Origin of the sequence: Nisaea denitrificans DSM 18348 (genome assembly GCF_000426505.1) — a bacterium.
Classification (GTDB): Bacteria; Pseudomonadota; Alphaproteobacteria; order Thalassobaculales; family Thalassobaculaceae; genus Nisaea; species Nisaea denitrificans.
The window spans coordinates 145,251-161,750 of record NZ_KE384532.1; the positions used below are offsets into that span (position 1 = coordinate 145,251).

The window sequence follows — 16,500 nt, forward strand, 5'->3', positions numbered from 1 at the left end:
TGGAGCATGAGAGAAGGTCAGGAGGCGCGGGACTTGATGTCGTCGAGCAGATCGTCGGGAATATCGACGCCGTCGCGCGCCGCAGCTTCGCGGAGTTTCAGGCGGCGGTCGCCGGGGAGCCGGGCGCCATCCTGTGCCAGAATCTCGCCGAACAGTTCTTCGGCCCGTTCGCCGAAGTTTTCGGCGCCTCCGAACGCGGCAGGATCGAAGAGCAAAATCATGTGGCCGATGGAGGGCGGGGCGCCGGTCGGCTCGAAGAAGGATGTGCCCTGATAACCGAAGTTCGAGCCGGTGAGCGCACCGCAGAGCAGCTCGACCATGAGTGCGAGAGCCGCGCCTTTCGCGCCGGCACCGGCACCGCCGAGCGGCGCCATTGAGCCAGCAAGGGCGGCTTTTGCGTCTGTCGTCGGATTGCCGTCCGCATCGAAAGCCCAGTCGGACGGGATCGGCTCGCCGGCTTTTGCTGCAAGTGTGACCTTGCCGCGGGCAACGGTGGAGACGGACAGATCAATCACCATCGGCGCACTGTCGCTGCGTGGCCAGGCGAAAGCGATTGGATTGGTGCCGTAAAGCGCACGAGACCCGCCCCACGGTGCGATCGCGGACGGTGTGTTCGAAAACGCGAGAGCGACCAGCCCCGCATCCGCCGCGTCCTCGACATGGTGGCCGGCAGCGCCGAAATGGTGGGAATGGGCGATGCCGATGGCCGCCATGCCAGCTTCCCGCGCTGCTTTTATCCCCTCGCGGAGACCGAGTTCGACGGCCGGGAAGGCGAAGCCTATATGGCTGTCCACATTGATCACGCTCGGCCGGGGCTGGTCGAGCGTGGGCTTGGCGAAGCCGTCGACCTTGCCGCATTTCGCCTGTTCCGCATAAGGCGGGACGCGGGCGACGCCGTGCGAGGAAATGCCGTCCGCCTCGGCCCGGACCAGAGCTTTCGCCACGATCTGCGCCGTATCCGGAGCCACCTTGCTGTTTTCGAAGGCCGCCGCGATCAGGGTCTGCAGCGCGTCGAGCGAAATCCGCATGGGGTGTTCTCCGGTGAGGTTTGTCGTGGAAACCAAGGCGTGCCCGAACTTGCGACGGGCCTTCTTTCTTGTCAACGCGGCCTTGCCGCCCGTCCAGCCGGTCCGGATCGGCAACAGACCCTGCACTGGCTTTGGCTTGCAGCCGGGTCGGTTTGGAGTACTCTTTCGCTCCCGCCATGCGCTAATCCGCGTATCCCGTGACTGGAGTCCTTATGTCCGACACTACCCTCATCTGGAAAACTGCGACTGAAATCCGAGATCTGCTGGCAAAGGATGAGGTTTCACCTCTTGATCTGCTGGACTCTCTCGAGACGCGGGTTGCCGAGGTCGAGCCGAAGATCAACGCGTTGCCGACCCTCTGTTTCGAGCGCGCCCGCGACGCAGCCAAAGCTCTGATGGAGAAGCCGAAGGAAGAGCGCGGCACGCTGATGGGGATACCGGTTGCGATCAAGGATCTGGAAGAGGTGAAGGGGGTCCGCACGACGTACGGCTCGCCGATCTACGCGGATCATATTCCCGATCACTCCGACCTTGTCGTGCAGACGTTGGAAAAGAACGGCGGTGTGGTTTACGCGAAGTCGAACACGCCGGAATTTGGTGCCGGCGGGAACACCTTTAATGAAGTGCTGGGGACCACGCTGAACCCGTGGAACCAGGAGCGCAGCGTTGCCGGGTCTTCCGGCGGGTCCGCTGCCGCACTGGCCTCCGGCACAGCCTGGCTGGCACAGGGCTCGGATACCGGCGGCTCGCTGCGTAATCCGGCCAGCTTCTGTTCCATCGTCGGCCTGCGGCCGAGCCCGGGACGGGTTGCACGCGGCCCGGGCGGTCTGCCGTTCTCGAACCTGCCGGTCGCGGGGCCGATGGCGCGGAACGTGACCGATGTGGCCATGATGCTGGACGCCATGTCGGGCGAGCACCCTCGGGACCCGATCTCGCTGGCCTCTCCGCTGGAGAGCTTCAGCGATGCGGTCAAGGCTCAGCGGCTGCCGAAGCGGGTCGCATTCTCCCGGGATCTGGGTTGCACGCCGGTGGACCCGGAAGTTGCGAAAATCTGTGAGGAAGCCGCGCTCCGGTTTGAATCCCTCGGTGTGAAGGTCGAGGAAGCGCACCCGGATTTCCATGACGTCCAGGACATCTTCCAGGCCTTGCGCGCGGAAGGTTTCTACATGACCAAGCGGAAGCTTCTGGAAGAACATCGCGACAAGCTGAAGCCGGAAGTCGTCTGGAACATCGAGAAGGCGCTGGATTACAGCATCGAGGATTTCACCCGCGTTCAGCTTGCGCGCGGCGCTTATATCCAGCGGGCGGTCGACTTCTTCGAGACCTACGATCTGCTGCTGTCTCCGGCGACCTGCGTGGCGCCGTATCCGGTTGAGCAGCGCTATGTCGCGGAATGCGACGGGCATACGTTCGACAATTATGTCGAATGGCTGACCATGGCCTATGCGATCACGCTGACAACGTTCCCGGCCCTGTCAATGCCGGCCGGGTTCACCTCGGAAGGGCTGCCGGTCGGTCTGCAGGTCGTAGCTGGTCCGCGCGGCGAGGGAGCCTTGCTCTCGGCTTCCGCTTTGTTGGAGACGGTTCTCGGTCACGCGGCAGCGGTGCCGATTGATCCGATCTGACGCCACTTCGAGGTGAGTCCTGTTCGGAAGGCGGCGGCTGGAGTAGGATGAAAAGGTCCCAGTTGAACGTGCAGAGTGATCGTGACGCCGAAGCCTTGGAAATCCTATATCTCGCCACTGCCGTCGCCGGGCCGTCAGTTTTGTCTGCACGCTGTCGATGCGCCGGTGGGGCGGTTTGGTGCTCTGGGGGCGTTTGTCCAGATCTGGCGGGACAAATGGCGTGATGGCAAGCTGCCGTCCTGGTCGGCCTTCGATTTCTATGATTTCGGCGGCTGGCACGGCTGGATCCATATCGACGAGACCATCTCGGACAGTCCTTTCGAAATGCGCTGCCGCCTCTGGGGCTCGGAGCTCGTCGATCGTCTCGGGATAGACGAGACCGGCAAGTTGCTGAGCCACTCACCGGCCATGGTCGAGCGAAACCTGATCCCTTTCTACCAGGATATTCTCTCGATTCCGGCCATCGGCACCAATTCCGGCTTCGTCACCAGCTATGATCGGGCATCCGAATGGAGCGTGATCAAACTTCCCTGTCCCGGATATGGCGCCGAGCCGGATGTCATCCTGTCCTGCAGCATGGCGGGTAAGGCGCTCATCTTCCAGCCGGGGGATTTACTGGAAGGACGAGCGGGCTAGGACTGTTCGAGCGGGCTAGGCAATCTCGACCGAGACCTCTCCGAATTTCCCGAACCGTGCCTCCACCTGATCTCCCTTGTCGCCAAAATGGACGCTCGTTGTTGTTCCGGTGCTGACGAAGGCTCCGGCGGGCAATGACACCCGGTCTGCGAGCCATGCCAGCACACCAAGCGGTCCGCCATCGACGTTGCCGGCATTGCCTGTTGCAACCTGATCGCCATCGACATGCAGCGTGACTTCGGCATTCATCAGGGTATCGACATCCCAATCCATGATGGGCTCTCCGTGTACCCAGCCGTAGGACGAGCCGTTGTCGGCAATCACGAGGGCCGGGCCGGTGCGGGTCCAGTCCTTGTGACAGGAGGAGACGATCTCGAGCGCCGGCAGTACCGCGTCCACGGCTCCTGCGACGCTTTCGGCCGTGTGCGGTGCGCCTTCCGGTCCGAGCGGTTTGCCGAGCCGCAGCGCGAATTCAGGCTCCAGCACGATGAAAGGATAGTCGCTGCGCGCAATCCGGGCCGGGCTGGCCATCGCTGTGTCCGATAACAACGCGCCATGAAACGGGCCGTTGAGACCGAGCAGGTCACGCGCGGACTGATTGGTGCAGCCGACCTTGCGGCCAATAACCTTGCCGCCGCGGCGACGCTCCATCCCTTTGAGAACATTGATCTGAACGCTGTAGGCGTCGTCGATATCGGTGTTGCCGAACCAGTGTTCGGTCTGCGCGGGCATCTTTGCGTCCAGCCGTGCAGCCAGAATGCAGTCCGCCAATTTATCCATACCAATCATGTGGTTGGTTTCCTCCCGTTTCTTGCGCCTATCTAAGCAGTTGAGGGGGGCGTGCTCCATGGATATATTCCTTTGTTGCAGTGCAAAAAATATGTCGGGAGGTCTAATGTCACCTGTTGTTTCTCACGCTCCGGAGAAGATCGGGCGCTACTTTCTGGAAGATCTGGAGATCGGCATGCGCGCCGAGTTCGAGCGCCAGGTGACCGAACCGATGGGCGAGGAATTCGCGGAAGTTACGGGAGACCGGAACCCGCTGCATTTCGACGAGGACTATGCGCGCGGGACGATTTTCAAGGACCGCATCGCGCATGGAATGATCTCGGCAGGGTTCTTCTCCACGCTTTTCGGCACTGTAATGCCGGGGCAGGGTAGCGTTTATTTGAAGCAGAACCTGAAATTCACGGCTCCGGTGCGATACGGCGATGTGGTCAAGACCGTCATCGAGGTGGTTAAGATCGAAGCCGAGAAAAGCCGGGTCCTGTTCGCCACCCGATGCCTTGTGAACGAACAGATGGTGATCGACGGGGATGCTCTGATCATGGTACCCAGCCGTCCTCTCTAGGATGGCGGGATCATGCGGATCATACGTAGCCTTGCGGACGTAACCACCGATGACCGCGGCGCAATAGCGGCGGTCGGAAACTTCGACGGTGTCCATCTCGGGCACAAGGCGGTCATCGGACAGGCCCAGCATGCGGCGCAACTCGCCGGTGCGCCTGCGGCCGTCCTGACCTTCGAGCCTCATCCCCGCATGCTGTTCCAGCCGGACGCCCCGGCCTTTCGACTGACGTCCGCCGCCGCGCGCGCGGAAGCCATTGCTGCGCTCGGAACCAACATCCTGTTCGAGCTGGGCTTCGATGCGGAGTTTTCGCAGGTTTCAGCCGAAGATTTCATCACCGGTATTCTGCACCGCGGGCTCGGGTTGCGGCATGTGGTGATCGGCCATGATTTCTTTTTCGGCCACCGCCGGCGCGGCACGCCTGAAATGTTGCAGGAATACGGTATCCGGCTCGGCTTCGGGGTCAGCATTATCGACCCGGTGACGGAACAGGACGGTGCTGTCTATTCCTCCAGCCGGATCCGGCAATGCCTGAAAGAAGGCGATCCGCGCGGAGCGGCAGCCCTGCTCGGCAGGCCATGGGAAGTGATGGCGACCGTGATCCTGGGAGACCAGCGCGGCCGTACGATCGGGTTTCCGACGGCGAACCTGCAGCTGGAGGACGTCATGCATCCGGCGCATGGCGTTTACGCCGTTCGGGCACGGGACGAGGAGAGCGATCTCTGGTGGTCCGGGGTGGCAAATTTCGGGCGACGGCCGACCGTGAATGATCGGGGCCCGTTGCTGGAAGTGAACCTGTTCGACGTCTCGCCCGATCTCTATGGGCGAAAACTCCGCGTGCAATTCATTGACTTTATCCGCCCGGAAATGAAATTTAGCGGCCTTGACGAGCTGAAGGCGCAGATCGCGCGCGACGCGGATGCCGCGCGCCAGACACTGTCCGAATAAAAGGCGCGGGCCTTAAGAGTGCCCGCCAAGAGAGAAAACCGATGAGCGTGGACTATAAGACGACCGTCTTTCTGCCGAAGACCGACTTCCCGATGCGCGGCAACCTGCCGACCCGCGAGCCGGAGATTCTGGCGCACTGGGAAGCGATAGGCCTCCGGAAGAAGCTGCGCGAGAGCCGCGCCGGCGCCGAGAAGTTCATCCTGCATGACGGCCCGCCCTACGCGAACGGCAACCTGCATATGGGCCATGCGCTCAACAAGGTGCTGAAGGACGTCATCAACCGCTCGCAGCAGATGCTCGGCAAGGACGCGAATTACGTGCCGGGCTGGGACTGTCACGGTCTGCCGATCGAATGGAAGATCGAGGAACAGTACCGGGAGAAGGGGCTCGACAAGGACACTGTCCCGGTTATCGAGTTCCGCAAGGAATGCCGTGATTTCGCCCAGAAATGGGTCGATATCCAGACCGAGGAATTCAAGCGGCTCGGCGTCTCCGGCGACTGGGAACAGCCGTACCTGACGATGACCTTCCCGGCGGAAGCGCAGATCGCCCGCGAGATCGGCAAGTTCATCATGAATGGCGGGCTCTACAAGGGCGCCAAGCCGGTCATGTGGTCCGTGGTCGAGAAGACCGCGCTGGCCGATGCCGAGGTCGAGTATCACGATCACAAGTCGGTCACGATCCACGTCCGGTTCCCGGTGGTGGAGGCGAAGCATCCGGCCCTTGAAGGGGCCGCGGTGGTGATCTGGACCACCACTCCCTGGACCATGCCGGGCAACCGCGCCGTCGCGGCCGGTGAAGAGTTCGAGTATGTGGTTTTCGAGGTTGGTGAGGTTGGCGAGAACAGCCTCGCCAAACCGGGCGAGAAGCTGGTCGTTGGGGTTGATCTGTTCGAGTCCGTCAAGCAGACGGCGAAGATTGAAAGCGTCACCGAACTGGCCCGCGTGACCGGCGCCGATATCGCCGGCTCCATCCTGGCCCATCCGATGCGCGGACAGGGCTACGATTACGACGTGCCGCTGCTGCTGGCCGATTTCGTCACCACCGATGCCGGTACCGGCTTTGTCCATATCGCGCCGGGCCATGGTGCGGATGACTTTGTGCTCGGGAACGAGAACGGCCTCGAGATCCCGCAGACGGTGGCGGATGACGGCTATTTCTACGATCACGTCCCGGTCTTCGCCGGCATGCATGTGCTGGAAGACAACCTGAAGATCTCTGCCATCCTGCGCGATGCGGGCGGTCTTCTGGCCCGGGGCAGCATCACCCACTCCTATCCGCATTCCTGGCGCTCCAAGGCGCCGCTGATCTTCCGCAACACGCCGCAATGGTTCATCTCCATGGAGTCGAACGATCTGCGGGACACGGCGCTGAAGGCGATCGACGAGACCCGCTTCGTGCCGCAGGCAGGCCAGACCCGTCTGCGCTCGATGATCGAGCAGCGGCCGGACTGGTGCATCAGCCGTCAGCGTACCTGGGGCGTGCCGATCCCGGTTTTTGTCGAGAAAAAAACCGGCGAGATGCTGCGCGATCAGGCGGTGATCGACCGCATCGGGGCTGTTTTCGAAGAAGAAGGCTCCGACGCCTGGTTCACCAGCGAGCCGTCGCGTTTCCTTGGCAACGATTACAACGCGGACGATTACGAGCAGAACAAGGATATCGTCGAGGTCTGGTTCGAGAGTGGCTCGACCCACTCCTTCGTGCTGGAACAGCGCCCGGACCTGCAATGGCCGGCGGATCTCTATCTCGAAGGCTCCGACCAGCATCGCGGTTGGTTCCATTCCTCGCTGCTGGAAAGCTGCGGCACACGCGGCAGGGCGCCGTACAATGCGGTCCTGACCCATGGCTTCGTGCTGGACGAAAACGGCCGCAAGATGTCGAAGTCTCTCGGCAACATCACAGCCCCGCAGGACGTCATCGACCAGAGCGGCGCCGATATCCTCCGGCTCTGGGTGGTGAATTCGGACTATTCCGAGGATCTGCGCGTCGGCAAGGAAATCCTGAAGCACCAGGCGGACCAGTATCGCCGCCTGCGGAACACGCTGCGCTATCTGCTCGGCAATCTCGACGGTTTCACCGAGGCCGAACGGCTGCCGGCCGCCGAGATGCCGGAGCTGGAGCGCTGGGTATTGCACCGGCTCTGGGAGCTGGATGCCATGATCCGCGAGAAGATCGAGGCATTCGACTTCCACGCGCTGTTCACCCAGCTGCATAATTTCTGCGCCATCGACCTTTCGGCTTTCTACTTCGATATCCGCAAGGACAGCTTCTATTGCGACCAGCCGGACTCGATCCGCCGCCGGGCCGCGCGCACCGTGCTGGACGAGATCTTCAACCGGCTGACCGCCTGGCTCGCTCCGGTGCTCTGCTTCACGGCGGAAGAGGCCTGGACGACGCGTGGGTTGGGGGCGGAGGAATCCGTGCATCTGCGGACCTTCCCGGAAACCCCGGAAAGCTGGCGCGACGATGCGGTCGCGGCCCGCTGGGCAGAAATCCGGAACGTCCGTCGCGTCGTCACCGGTGCTCTGGAGCTGGAACGCAACGCCAAGCGTATCGGCTCCTCCCTGCAGGCCGCGCCGCAGGTCTATGTCAGCGACGCCGCATTGAAGGCGTTCGAGGGGCTGGACCCTGCCGAAATCTTCATCACGTCGGATGCTGAGCTGATTGCCGGTGAGGGCCCGGAAGAGGCTTTCCGTCTCGAAGACGTGGAGGGTATCGCAGCAGTCCCGGCTCTTGCGGATGGCGGCAAGTGCGAGCGCTGCTGGAAAGTCCTACCCGAGGTTGTCGAGCCGCCGGTCTGCAAGCGCTGTGCTGATGCGGTGGGCACTCTCGAAACCGCGGCTGAATAGTCAGGTGACTGTTAGTCCGAAACGCAATCTCACCGCTGGCGGTCTGCTGGCGCTTCTCGTTGTGCTTGCCGACCAGGTGACCAAGGAGTGGGCGCTGGCGACCCTGTTCCGCGACGGGGCTCTCGTCGAGGTGACCCCGTTCTTCAATCTAGTCGCGGTCTGGAACCGGGGGGTCAGCTTCGGCCTGCTGGCGAGCGACAATCCGATGACGCCTTACTATCTGTCCGGTTTCGCGATCGCCGTTGTGATCGGGCTTCTGGTCTGGTTGGCGCGGGCACCCAGTCAGTTGCTGCGGATCTCGCTCGGCCTGGTCATCGGCGGGGCGATCGGTAATGTGATCGACCGGTTGCGTTACAATGCGGTCGTCGATTTCATCGACTGGCATGCGTTCGGCTATCACTGGCCGGCTTTTAATCTTGCCGATAGCGCGATATCTGTTGGCGTAGTATTTCTGTTGTTTGACAGCTTTCTTGGTGACTCGCAGGGCTCCGATCCCCAGATATCAAAGGGGAATGGAGAATGAGCGGGACAGCCATCGACCGGAGTAGCATGGAATGATCAGGGTCAGTCGGACATTTGGCCTCGCCCTCTGCGCCGTAGTGATCGGCCTGCAGGGGTGCAGCGATATTCAGAAAGCGATCGGGAATACGAAGCAGGCACCGGACGAGTTCGCGGTGGTTGCGCGGCCGCCGCTCAGCGTGCCGCCGAACTTTGCCCTGCGCCCGCCGACCCCGGGAGAGCCACGGCCACAGGAACGCGACGTGACGAAGGGCGCCGAACGGCTCGTGCTGGGAACCGGGAACCAGAGCACGGTTTCCGGAACTGCCGGGAAGGTCCCGTCTTCGGCGGCGAGCACGGCTGTTTCCAGGCAAACGCCGGGCGAGTCCAAGATGCGGCAGTTGCTGAATACCGCGAGTGCCGAGCCGGGCATCCGTCAGACGGTCAATCAGGAAACCGGTACCTTCGTCTATGAAGAAGAATACCTGATCGACAACCTGCTCTTCTGGCGCGAAAAGGCGCCGCGCGGCGTTGTTGTCGACGCGACGGCCGAGCAGAAGCGCTTGCAGGAAAATGCGGCGCTTGGCAACGCACCGACAGCGGGCGATACGCCGACCATCCAGCGCAAGCGCAAGGGTCTGTTCTAGGCGGAACGGCTCACGGGTCGAATTGGGATAAAAAGGCGCGGTGCAATGAACCGCGCCTTTTCTGTTTTGTTTCCACGTTTGAGCGTGATCCGGCGCGGCCGCCTTGTTCCTGCCGTAAATTTTTCCATATCTCCTATTGCCGGATACCCGGGACAGACCGTTACCGGAGGCAGGAGGCTGACAGTGAGATCAAGGATGATCCCGGAACGCATGATGCTGGCTCTGGCGGCGCTATGCGTCGTCATGACCGGCGGGACGGTTGACGCGAAAGTCTACGAGCCCGAGAGCATCACGCTGGCGAACGGCATGCAGGTGGTCGCCATCACCGATAACCGGGTGCCCGTGGTGACCCATATGGTCTGGTACAAGGTCGGCGGCGCTGACGAGGCGCCGGGCGAGACCGGGCTGGCGCACTTCCTTGAGCATCTTCTCTTCAAGGGTACCGAGAAGGTGCTGTCCGGCCAGTTTTCCCGCACCGTTTCCCGCAATGGCGGGGACGGTAACGCCTTTACCGGATACGACTACACGGCCTATTTCCAGACCATCGCTTCGGACAAGTTGCCGCTGGTGATGGAAATGGAGGCCGACCGCATGGTGAACCTGACGCTCGACCTAGACGAGGTCGCGTCGGAACGCGAGGTGGTGCTGGAAGAGCGTCGTTCCCGGATCGATAACAATCCCGGCTCGTTGTTGAGCGAGCGGACCAACGCGGCGCTGTACCTCAATTATCCCTATCGTCGTCCGCTGATCGGCTGGGCGCATGAGATCAAGGCGCTGACCCGGGAAAATGCGCTGGCTTTCTATCGCAAATGGTATGCGCCGAATAACGCCGTGCTGGTGGTGGCGGGTGACATCACCATGGATGAGCTGAAGCCGCTGGCGGAGAAATATTACGGGGTCATCCCGGCACGTGCCGTACCGGACCGCAAGCGGCCGCTGGAGCCTGAGCAGATTAGCGCCCGCCGGATCGAGTTTTCGCATCCGCAGGTAGGCCAGGTTAGCTGGAGTCGCCGCTATCAGGCGCCGAGTCGGTTTTATGGTGAGACCGATCAGGTCATGCCGCTCGACGTGCTGGCGGAGGTGATCGGCGGCGGGGCCACCAGCCGGCTCTACAGGTCACTGGTGATCGACCGGAAGATCGCACTCTCGGCCGGCGCATCCTACAGCGGCAGCAGCATCGGCCCCGGTACGTTCTCCTTCTATGCCGTGCCGACGGAAGGTACGAGTGTCGAGGCGCTTGAAGCAGCCTTTGAAGAGGAGCTCGCGGCCATCCTGCGGGATGGAGTCGACGCGCAGGAAGTTGCCCGTGCAGTCAAGTCGATGAAGGCAAGCGCGGTTTATGCCCGGGACAGCGTGACGGCCCCGGCTCATGCCGTGGGACAGGCACTCGCCATCGGACGCACCATTGCGGAAATTGAGAGCTGGCCGGACCAGGTGGGTGCAGTAACACAGGAGCAGGTCATGCAGGCGGCGCGGGCGATTTTGGATACGCCGGCGCATGTCACCAGCATCCTGCGCCCAAAACCGGCAAGCTGAGGAGAGAGTGATGCGAAGCGTTATCGCGCGGGCTTCTGTCCCGTTTCTGGTTTTCGCCGCCCTCCTGCTGGTACGGCCGGGTATTGCGGAGGCCATCGAGATCCAGCGTGTCGTCAGCCCTAGCGGTATCGAGGCCTGGCTGGTCGAGGATCACAAGAACCCGATCATTACTCTCTCCGCCAGTTTCGAGGGTGGTGCGGCGGCCGATCCGGACGGAAAGGAAGGGCTGGCTGTCTTGACCGCGAGCCTGCTGGATGAAGGGGCTGGTCCCTACGACAGCGATGCCTTCCGCCGCAAGTTGGAAGACATGGTCATCGGCCTCGGTTTCAGTGCCCGCAATGACAGTTTCGGCGCCAGTCTGCAGACCCTGACGGAGAATTCGGACGAGGCCTTCGATCTGCTCCGTCTGGCCATGACCGAGCCACGGTTCGATACCGAGCCGGTGGAACGCATCCGCGCGCAGATCGTCGCCGGGCTGAAGCGTAGCGAGAACCGACCGCAGACCATCGCCAGCCGGGTCTGGTGGCGGGCGGCCTTCCCGCACCATCCATACGGCCGTCCGTCCGGCGGCACGGTGGAAAGTGTCGGGCACGTCACGACGGCGGATATGAAAGCCTTTGCTGGCAGGGTGCTGACACGGGGCAGTTTGAAGATCGGCGTCGTCGGCGATATTGCGCCCGAAAGATTGGGGACGTTGCTGGACAAAACCTTCGGCACGCTGCCTGAAAGTGGCCCCTCGACACCACCCGTGCCGGCGAAACCGGCGGCCATTGGTGAGACCTTCGTGGTCCAGAATCCGGTACCGCAATCGGTCGTCGTGTTTGGTCACCGGGGCATTCCCCGGAACGATCCGGACCGGTTTGCGGCCTCCATCCTGATGGAGATCATGGCTGGCGGATTCGGCTCGCGTCTGACCGAGGAGATTCGCGAGAAACGCGGCCTGACCTATGGCATCTATGCCTACACGCTGCCGCTTGAGGATGCGCAGATGATCATGGGCGGGGTCTCGACCAGGAACGACAAGGTTGCCGAGACGGTGGGCCTGGTCCGCGAGATCTGGGCGGAGATGGCACTGAACGGTCCGACCGAGGAAGAGGTGCGGGATGCCAAGACCTACATCAACGGCTCCTTCCCGATGCGTCTGACCAGTTCCCGACCGATTGCCGGATTGCTGGTTTCGCTGCAGCGGGATGGACGGGCCATCGATTATCTCGACGGCCGGGAAGACCGGATCAATGCGGTCACAATGGCGGATCTGAAGCGGGTTGCGAAGCGGCTGTTCCTGGCGGACGAGCTGACATTCTCAGTGGTTGGAGAACCGCAAGGCCTGACCGCCACGGCGCCTGCGCCCGAACCGCGTTCCTGAAGTTGGTCTGCCGGTGGGTCTGCCAGCGGAATAAGTGTTGCGATTATATGCTTGTTAGCGTCGTTCCGGTGGTGGTTCCGGCCCGGGGCATCTGCTAGATTCCTGCGTCATGAAGACGTGTCCCTTGGTGGCCGGCCCGCTCCGGCATGATTTTTCCGCGATATTCGAGGATCGGATCGGCGAGGCTGGTCTCTCTGTTGCCGCTCTTGAGGCGCTGATTCCGGCTGCTGCTCGGTCGCTTAAAGGGCTGCGGGAGAAGAAGGCAAGCGGCGCGCTGCCACTGCTCTCTCTGCCCTGGCGGCAGGACGATCTGGAAGAGGGTGCGGTCCTCGCGGCTGAGTTGCGCGGCTGGGCCCGGCATGTGCTGGTGCTTGGCATCGGCGGCTCCAGCCTCGGCGGAGCGACGATCTGCCGTCTGGCGGAGAAGGGAGGGACCTTCTCTCCGGATACGCCGAAGCTGCATTTCCTCGACAATATCGACCCGGCCACCTTCACCTCGATCTTCAAACGCATCGCGCTGGAGGAGACGGCTGTCATCGCCATATCCAAATCCGGCGGTACGGCGGAGACATTGTGCCAGACCCTGATCTGCCATGATGCGTTCGTCGCGGCCGGACTGGATCCGGCGAAACATTTCATCACGGTCACCGAGCCCGGTTCGCGCCCGCTTCGCCAGTTTGCGGAGACAACAGGGTGCCGCTGCCTCGAGCATGACCCCGCTATCGGCGGGCGCTATTCCGGCCTGACCCTGAACGGGTTGCTGCCGGCCATGATCGTCGGGCTCGACGCGGAAGCCATCCGGCGCGGCGCGGCGGCGGTGACCGACGCCGCTCTTGCGCCGTCGGACCCGTTGGAGAGCGCACCGGCTCTCGGGGCCATGGTCAATATCGGACTCGGCCGGGAACGTGGCGTCACCCAGACTGTACTGATGCCCTATAGCGACCGGCTGGACCGGATGGGCGACTGGTTTACCCAGCTCTGGGCGGAAAGCCTTGGCAAGCATGGCAATGGCACCACGCCGATCGGCGCGCTTGGCGCGGTCGATCAGCATAGCAGCCTGCAGCTCTTCCTCGACGGCCCGCGCGACAAGTTGGTAACGCTGGTGCAGAGCGCAGTTGCGGGAACAGGTGCCACAGTCGGTGCGAACGCGACGGCACTGATGGGCGACGGGCTGTCCTATCTCGCCGGGCGTACCATGGGCGACCTGTTCGATGCGGAGCAGAGGGCGACAGCGGCGACCCTGATTGAAAACAAGCGGCCGACCCGGATCATTCAAACCGATGCCGTCGACGAGGAGACTGTCGGCGCCTTGATGATGCATCTTTTCCTGGAGACCATGGTGGCGGCCGATCTGATCGGCGTCGATGCATTCGATCAGCCAGCCGTCGAGGACGGCAAGGTTCTGGCCCGGCGCTATCTGGCGGAGATGGGAGGGTGAGCGGAAATGCCTCCAGAATTGAGGAAACCGTCGGGCGCATCCGGCGCCTGCCGGACGGACTGGTCAACCGGATCGCTGCGGGCGAGGTTGTCGAACGCCCCGCCAGTGCCGCCAAGGAGCTGATCGAGAACGCATTGGATGCCGGTGCAACGCGCGTCGATGTGGTCATGCGCGACGGTGGCCGGACGGCGATCACGGTGACCGATAATGGCATGGGAATGAGCCGGGAGGAGCTGGAAGTCGCGGTCGAGCGGCACGCAACCTCCAAGTTGAAGGGCGAGGATCTCACCCATATCACCAGCCTCGGTTTCAGGGGCGAGGCGCTGCCGTCCATCGGTGCTGTCAGCCGTATGACCATCACCACCCGGGCGGCCTCCGCGGGCCCGGAGGAGAGCGCCTGGAGCTTGTCTGTCGAAGGCGGGAGGGTGACCCCGCCGGAGCCTGCCGCGCTCGGCCAGGGCACGCGCATCGAGGTCCGCGATCTGTTCTATGCCACGCCCGCCCGCCTCAAGTTCCTGAAAGCACCACGCACCGAATACAGCCACGCCGTCGATGTCATCGAACGGCTTGCCATGGCGCATCCCCATGTCGCCTTCTCGCTCGGCGACGGCAGCCGGACGACGATCCGGCTGAACGAGGCGGAAGGCGATCTGTTCCAGGCCCGGCTGGTTCGGCTCGGCGCCGTCATGGGACGGGATTTCGAGGATAACGCCCTGCCCATTGAGGCGGAGCGTGAGGGCATCCGGCTGTCCGGCTATGCGGGCCTGCCGACCATCAACAAGCGCACCACCAGCCACCAGTTCCTGTTCGTAAACGGCCGGCCGGTGCGGGACAAGTTGCTCTATGGCGCGGTGCGTGGTGCCTATATGGATTTCATCTCGCACGACCGGCACCCGCTGCTGGCGCTCTTCCTAGACGTGCCGCCGGAAATGGTCGATGTGAACGTGCACCCGGCCAAGACTGAGGTCCGGTTCCGGGAGCCGGGACTGGTGCGCGGGCTGATCGTCGGGGCGTTGAAACATGCGCTTGTCGCGGCGGGTCATCGAGCATCGACCACGGTCGCCAACGCGACGCTGGGTGCGCTCGGGCGGTCCGTTGAAAACCAGATGCCGCAGACAAGCTATGCCTGGCAGCCGCAGAACCGGTCGGGGTACGGCAGCACGGTGTCGCGTGGCATGGCCGAGGCCGGCATGGCATACCAGGCCCCTATTGGTCAGGCTCCCATTGGCCAGCCTTCCGGAGAACAGCCGTCAGGTGGTATGTGGCAGGACGAGGCACCGCAGGCCCGTTCCGAGGCTCCGACCCCGGAAAGCGCGGCGCTGGAGGCTCATCCGCTCGGTGCGGCCCGTGCCCAGTTGCACGAGAATTACATCGTGGCCCAGACCAGCGAGGGCATGGTGATCGTCGATCAGCACGCGGCGCATGAGCGGCTGGTCTATGAGCGGATGAAAAAGGCGCTGGAGGCGGATGGTATCAAGCGGCAGATGCTGCTGATCCCCGAAGTGGTGGACCTGGACGAAGCCTCGGTCGAGCGGCTGGCCGCGCGGGCGGAGGAGTTTGCCGAACTGGGCCTTGTGCTGGAGCCGTTCGGTGGCGGTGCGGTTGTGGTTCGTGAAGTGCCTGCGCTGATGGGCGAAGCGGATGTGGCCGGGCTTGTGCGCGACCTTGCAGAAGAGCTGACAGAGTTCGGCGAGGCCATGGCCCTGAAGGACAAGCTGGCGCATATCTGCGGCACCATTGCCTGCCATGGCTCGGTCCGTTCCGGACGCCGGCTGACCGTCGAGGAAATGAATGCGCTGCTGCGCGAGATGGAAGTCACCCCTCATTCCGGCCAGTGCAACCACGGCCGCCCGACCTATGTGGCACTCGGCCTCAACGATATCGAGAAGCTGTTCGGCCGGCGCTGAGGGAGCCTCCGTGATCCGCATCAGGGAATACCGCAAAGCGGACCTTCCGGCGCTCTACAAGATTTCGGTGATGACGGGAGACGTCGGGGGAGATGCGCGGCATCTCTATCGGGACCCGGATCTTATGGGGCATATCTATGTCGGGCCCTACACGGCGCTGGTGCCTGATCTCTGTTTTGTCGCGGAAGACGATCATGGTCCTGCCGGTTATGTTGTCGGGACCGCCGACACCCGTTCGTTCGAGGCGCAGCTTGAGCGCGAATGGTGGCCGGCCTTGCGTGCTCGCTACCCCGATCCGGGAGCAGTATTGCCGCCGGACTGTGATGCGGACATGAAGCGGGTGCACCGGATGCACCATACGGCGGTGATCCCCGATGCTGTTGTCGCGGAGTGCCCGGGCCACCTTCACATGAACCTGTTGCCACGCCTGCAACGTCGGGGCGTTGGCTCCAGGCTGCTTGAGCGCTGGTTCGCGGCGGCACGCGAGGCTGGAGCCGCCCGGGTTCATGTTGGCGTCAATCCCGGCAATGCGGGTGGTCTGGCCTTTTGGCAGGGGACCGGCTTTCGGCAGATCCCGCTTTCGCTGAATGACGAGACCGCGCGGGCCGTCTGGCTTGGCCGGATGGTTCCGTCCGCGGGAGAATGCCGGCAGACGTAAAAACAATTCCATTCAT

The 16,500-nt window shown here is 63.0% G+C and carries 14 protein-coding genes; 12 read left to right on the forward strand and 2 right to left on the reverse strand.

Annotated elements, in window-relative coordinates; translation table 11 throughout:
* Positions 1–17: 17 nt before the first annotated feature.
* Positions 18–1,028: an Ldh family oxidoreductase gene (locus K328_RS0120515; RefSeq protein ID WP_028467566.1), complete on the reverse strand. Its 1,011-nt coding sequence runs from the start codon at positions 1,026–1,028 to the stop codon at positions 18–20.
* Between the two features lie 212 nt (positions 1,029–1,240).
* On the opposite strand from K328_RS0120515, the gene K328_RS0120520 reads away from it, so the two are divergent.
* Together K328_RS0120520 and K328_RS0120525 are read left to right on the forward strand one after the other, a co-directional pair.
* On the forward strand, positions 1,241–2,653 hold the full coding sequence (locus K328_RS0120520; RefSeq protein ID WP_028467567.1) for an amidase: 1,413 nt from the start codon (positions 1,241–1,243) through the stop codon (positions 2,651–2,653).
* An 81-nt stretch (positions 2,654–2,734) separates the two neighbouring features.
* Positions 2,735–3,289, forward strand: a complete 555-nt coding sequence (locus K328_RS0120525) for a hypothetical protein (protein ID WP_156901528.1) — start codon at positions 2,735–2,737, stop codon at positions 3,287–3,289.
* 15 nt (positions 3,290–3,304) lie between these two features.
* Here K328_RS0120525 and K328_RS0120530 read toward each other — a convergent pair whose 3' ends face one another.
* Complete coding sequence (locus K328_RS0120530) at positions 3,305–4,078, reverse strand: 2-keto-4-pentenoate hydratase (RefSeq protein WP_028467569.1); 774 nt, start codon at positions 4,076–4,078, stop codon at positions 3,305–3,307.
* A gap of 106 nt (positions 4,079–4,184) precedes the next feature.
* Between K328_RS0120530 and K328_RS0120535 the strand changes: the two genes are divergently transcribed.
* From K328_RS0120535 to K328_RS0120580, 10 genes are all read left to right on the forward strand, one after another.
* On the forward strand, positions 4,185–4,640 hold the full coding sequence (locus K328_RS0120535; RefSeq protein WP_051285298.1) for a MaoC family dehydratase: 456 nt from the start codon (positions 4,185–4,187) through the stop codon (positions 4,638–4,640).
* A gap of 12 nt (positions 4,641–4,652) precedes the next feature.
* Positions 4,653–5,585 (forward strand): bifunctional riboflavin kinase/FAD synthetase, encoded by a 933-nt coding sequence (locus K328_RS0120540; RefSeq protein ID WP_028467571.1) that lies wholly within the window; start codon positions 4,653–4,655, stop codon positions 5,583–5,585.
* Positions 5,586–5,626: 41 nt separating this feature from the next.
* A complete protein-coding gene (gene ileS, locus K328_RS0120545) occupies positions 5,627–8,434 on the forward strand; it encodes an isoleucine--tRNA ligase (RefSeq protein ID WP_028467572.1) in 2,808 nt (935 codons plus the stop codon).
* A gap of 4 nt (positions 8,435–8,438) precedes the next feature.
* Positions 8,439–8,957, forward strand: coding sequence for a signal peptidase II (lspA, locus tag K328_RS25195; protein ID WP_036555279.1), 519 nt, complete (start codon positions 8,439–8,441; stop codon positions 8,955–8,957).
* Positions 8,958–8,988: 31 nt separating this feature from the next.
* The gene (locus K328_RS25200) at positions 8,989–9,579 is read left to right on the forward strand and encodes a DUF3035 domain-containing protein (RefSeq protein WP_051285300.1); all 591 of its coding nucleotides are present in this window, start codon (positions 8,989–8,991) and stop codon (positions 9,577–9,579) included.
* 183 nt (positions 9,580–9,762) lie between these two features.
* Complete coding sequence (locus tag K328_RS0120560) at positions 9,763–11,115, forward strand: M16 family metallopeptidase (protein ID WP_169721250.1); 1,353 nt, start codon at positions 9,763–9,765, stop codon at positions 11,113–11,115.
* 10 nt (positions 11,116–11,125) lie between these two features.
* Positions 11,126–12,481: a M16 family metallopeptidase gene (locus K328_RS0120565; RefSeq protein ID WP_028467574.1), complete on the forward strand. Its 1,356-nt coding sequence runs from the start codon at positions 11,126–11,128 to the stop codon at positions 12,479–12,481.
* Positions 12,482–12,590: 109 nt separating this feature from the next.
* Positions 12,591–13,919 (forward strand): glucose-6-phosphate isomerase, encoded by a 1,329-nt coding sequence (locus K328_RS0120570; protein WP_028467575.1) that lies wholly within the window; start codon positions 12,591–12,593, stop codon positions 13,917–13,919.
* Entirely contained in the window at positions 13,916–15,826 is a 1,911-nt protein-coding gene (gene mutL, locus K328_RS0120575; protein WP_425411528.1) for a DNA mismatch repair endonuclease MutL, read from the forward strand. Before K328_RS0120570 ends, mutL begins: the two co-directional genes overlap by 4 nt.
* A 10-nt stretch (positions 15,827–15,836) precedes the next feature.
* Positions 15,837–16,484 (forward strand): GNAT family N-acetyltransferase, encoded by a 648-nt coding sequence (locus K328_RS0120580; RefSeq protein WP_028467577.1) that lies wholly within the window; start codon positions 15,837–15,839, stop codon positions 16,482–16,484.
* Positions 16,485–16,500 lie beyond the last annotated feature (16 nt).

Coding starts and splice junctions, on each gene's coding strand:
- K328_RS0120515 (WP_028467566.1), bottom strand. CDS start 1,028: ATGCGGATTTCGCTCGACGCGCTGCAGACCCTGATCGCGGCGGCCTTC.
- K328_RS0120520 (WP_028467567.1), top strand. CDS start 1,241: ATGTCCGACACTACCCTCATCTGGAAAACTGCGACTGAAATCCGAGAT.
- K328_RS0120530 (WP_028467569.1), bottom strand. CDS start 4,078: ATGATTGGTATGGATAAATTGGCGGACTGCATTCTGGCTGCACGGCTG.
- K328_RS0120535 (WP_051285298.1), top strand. CDS start 4,185: ATGTCACCTGTTGTTTCTCACGCTCCGGAGAAGATCGGGCGCTACTTT.
- K328_RS0120540 (WP_028467571.1), top strand. CDS start 4,653: ATGCGGATCATACGTAGCCTTGCGGACGTAACCACCGATGACCGCGGC.
- ileS (WP_028467572.1), top strand. CDS start 5,627: ATGAGCGTGGACTATAAGACGACCGTCTTTCTGCCGAAGACCGACTTC.
- K328_RS25200 (WP_051285300.1), top strand. CDS start 8,989: ATGATCAGGGTCAGTCGGACATTTGGCCTCGCCCTCTGCGCCGTAGTG.
- K328_RS0120565 (WP_028467574.1), top strand. CDS start 11,126: ATGCGAAGCGTTATCGCGCGGGCTTCTGTCCCGTTTCTGGTTTTCGCC.
- K328_RS0120570 (WP_028467575.1), top strand. CDS start 12,591: ATGAAGACGTGTCCCTTGGTGGCCGGCCCGCTCCGGCATGATTTTTCC.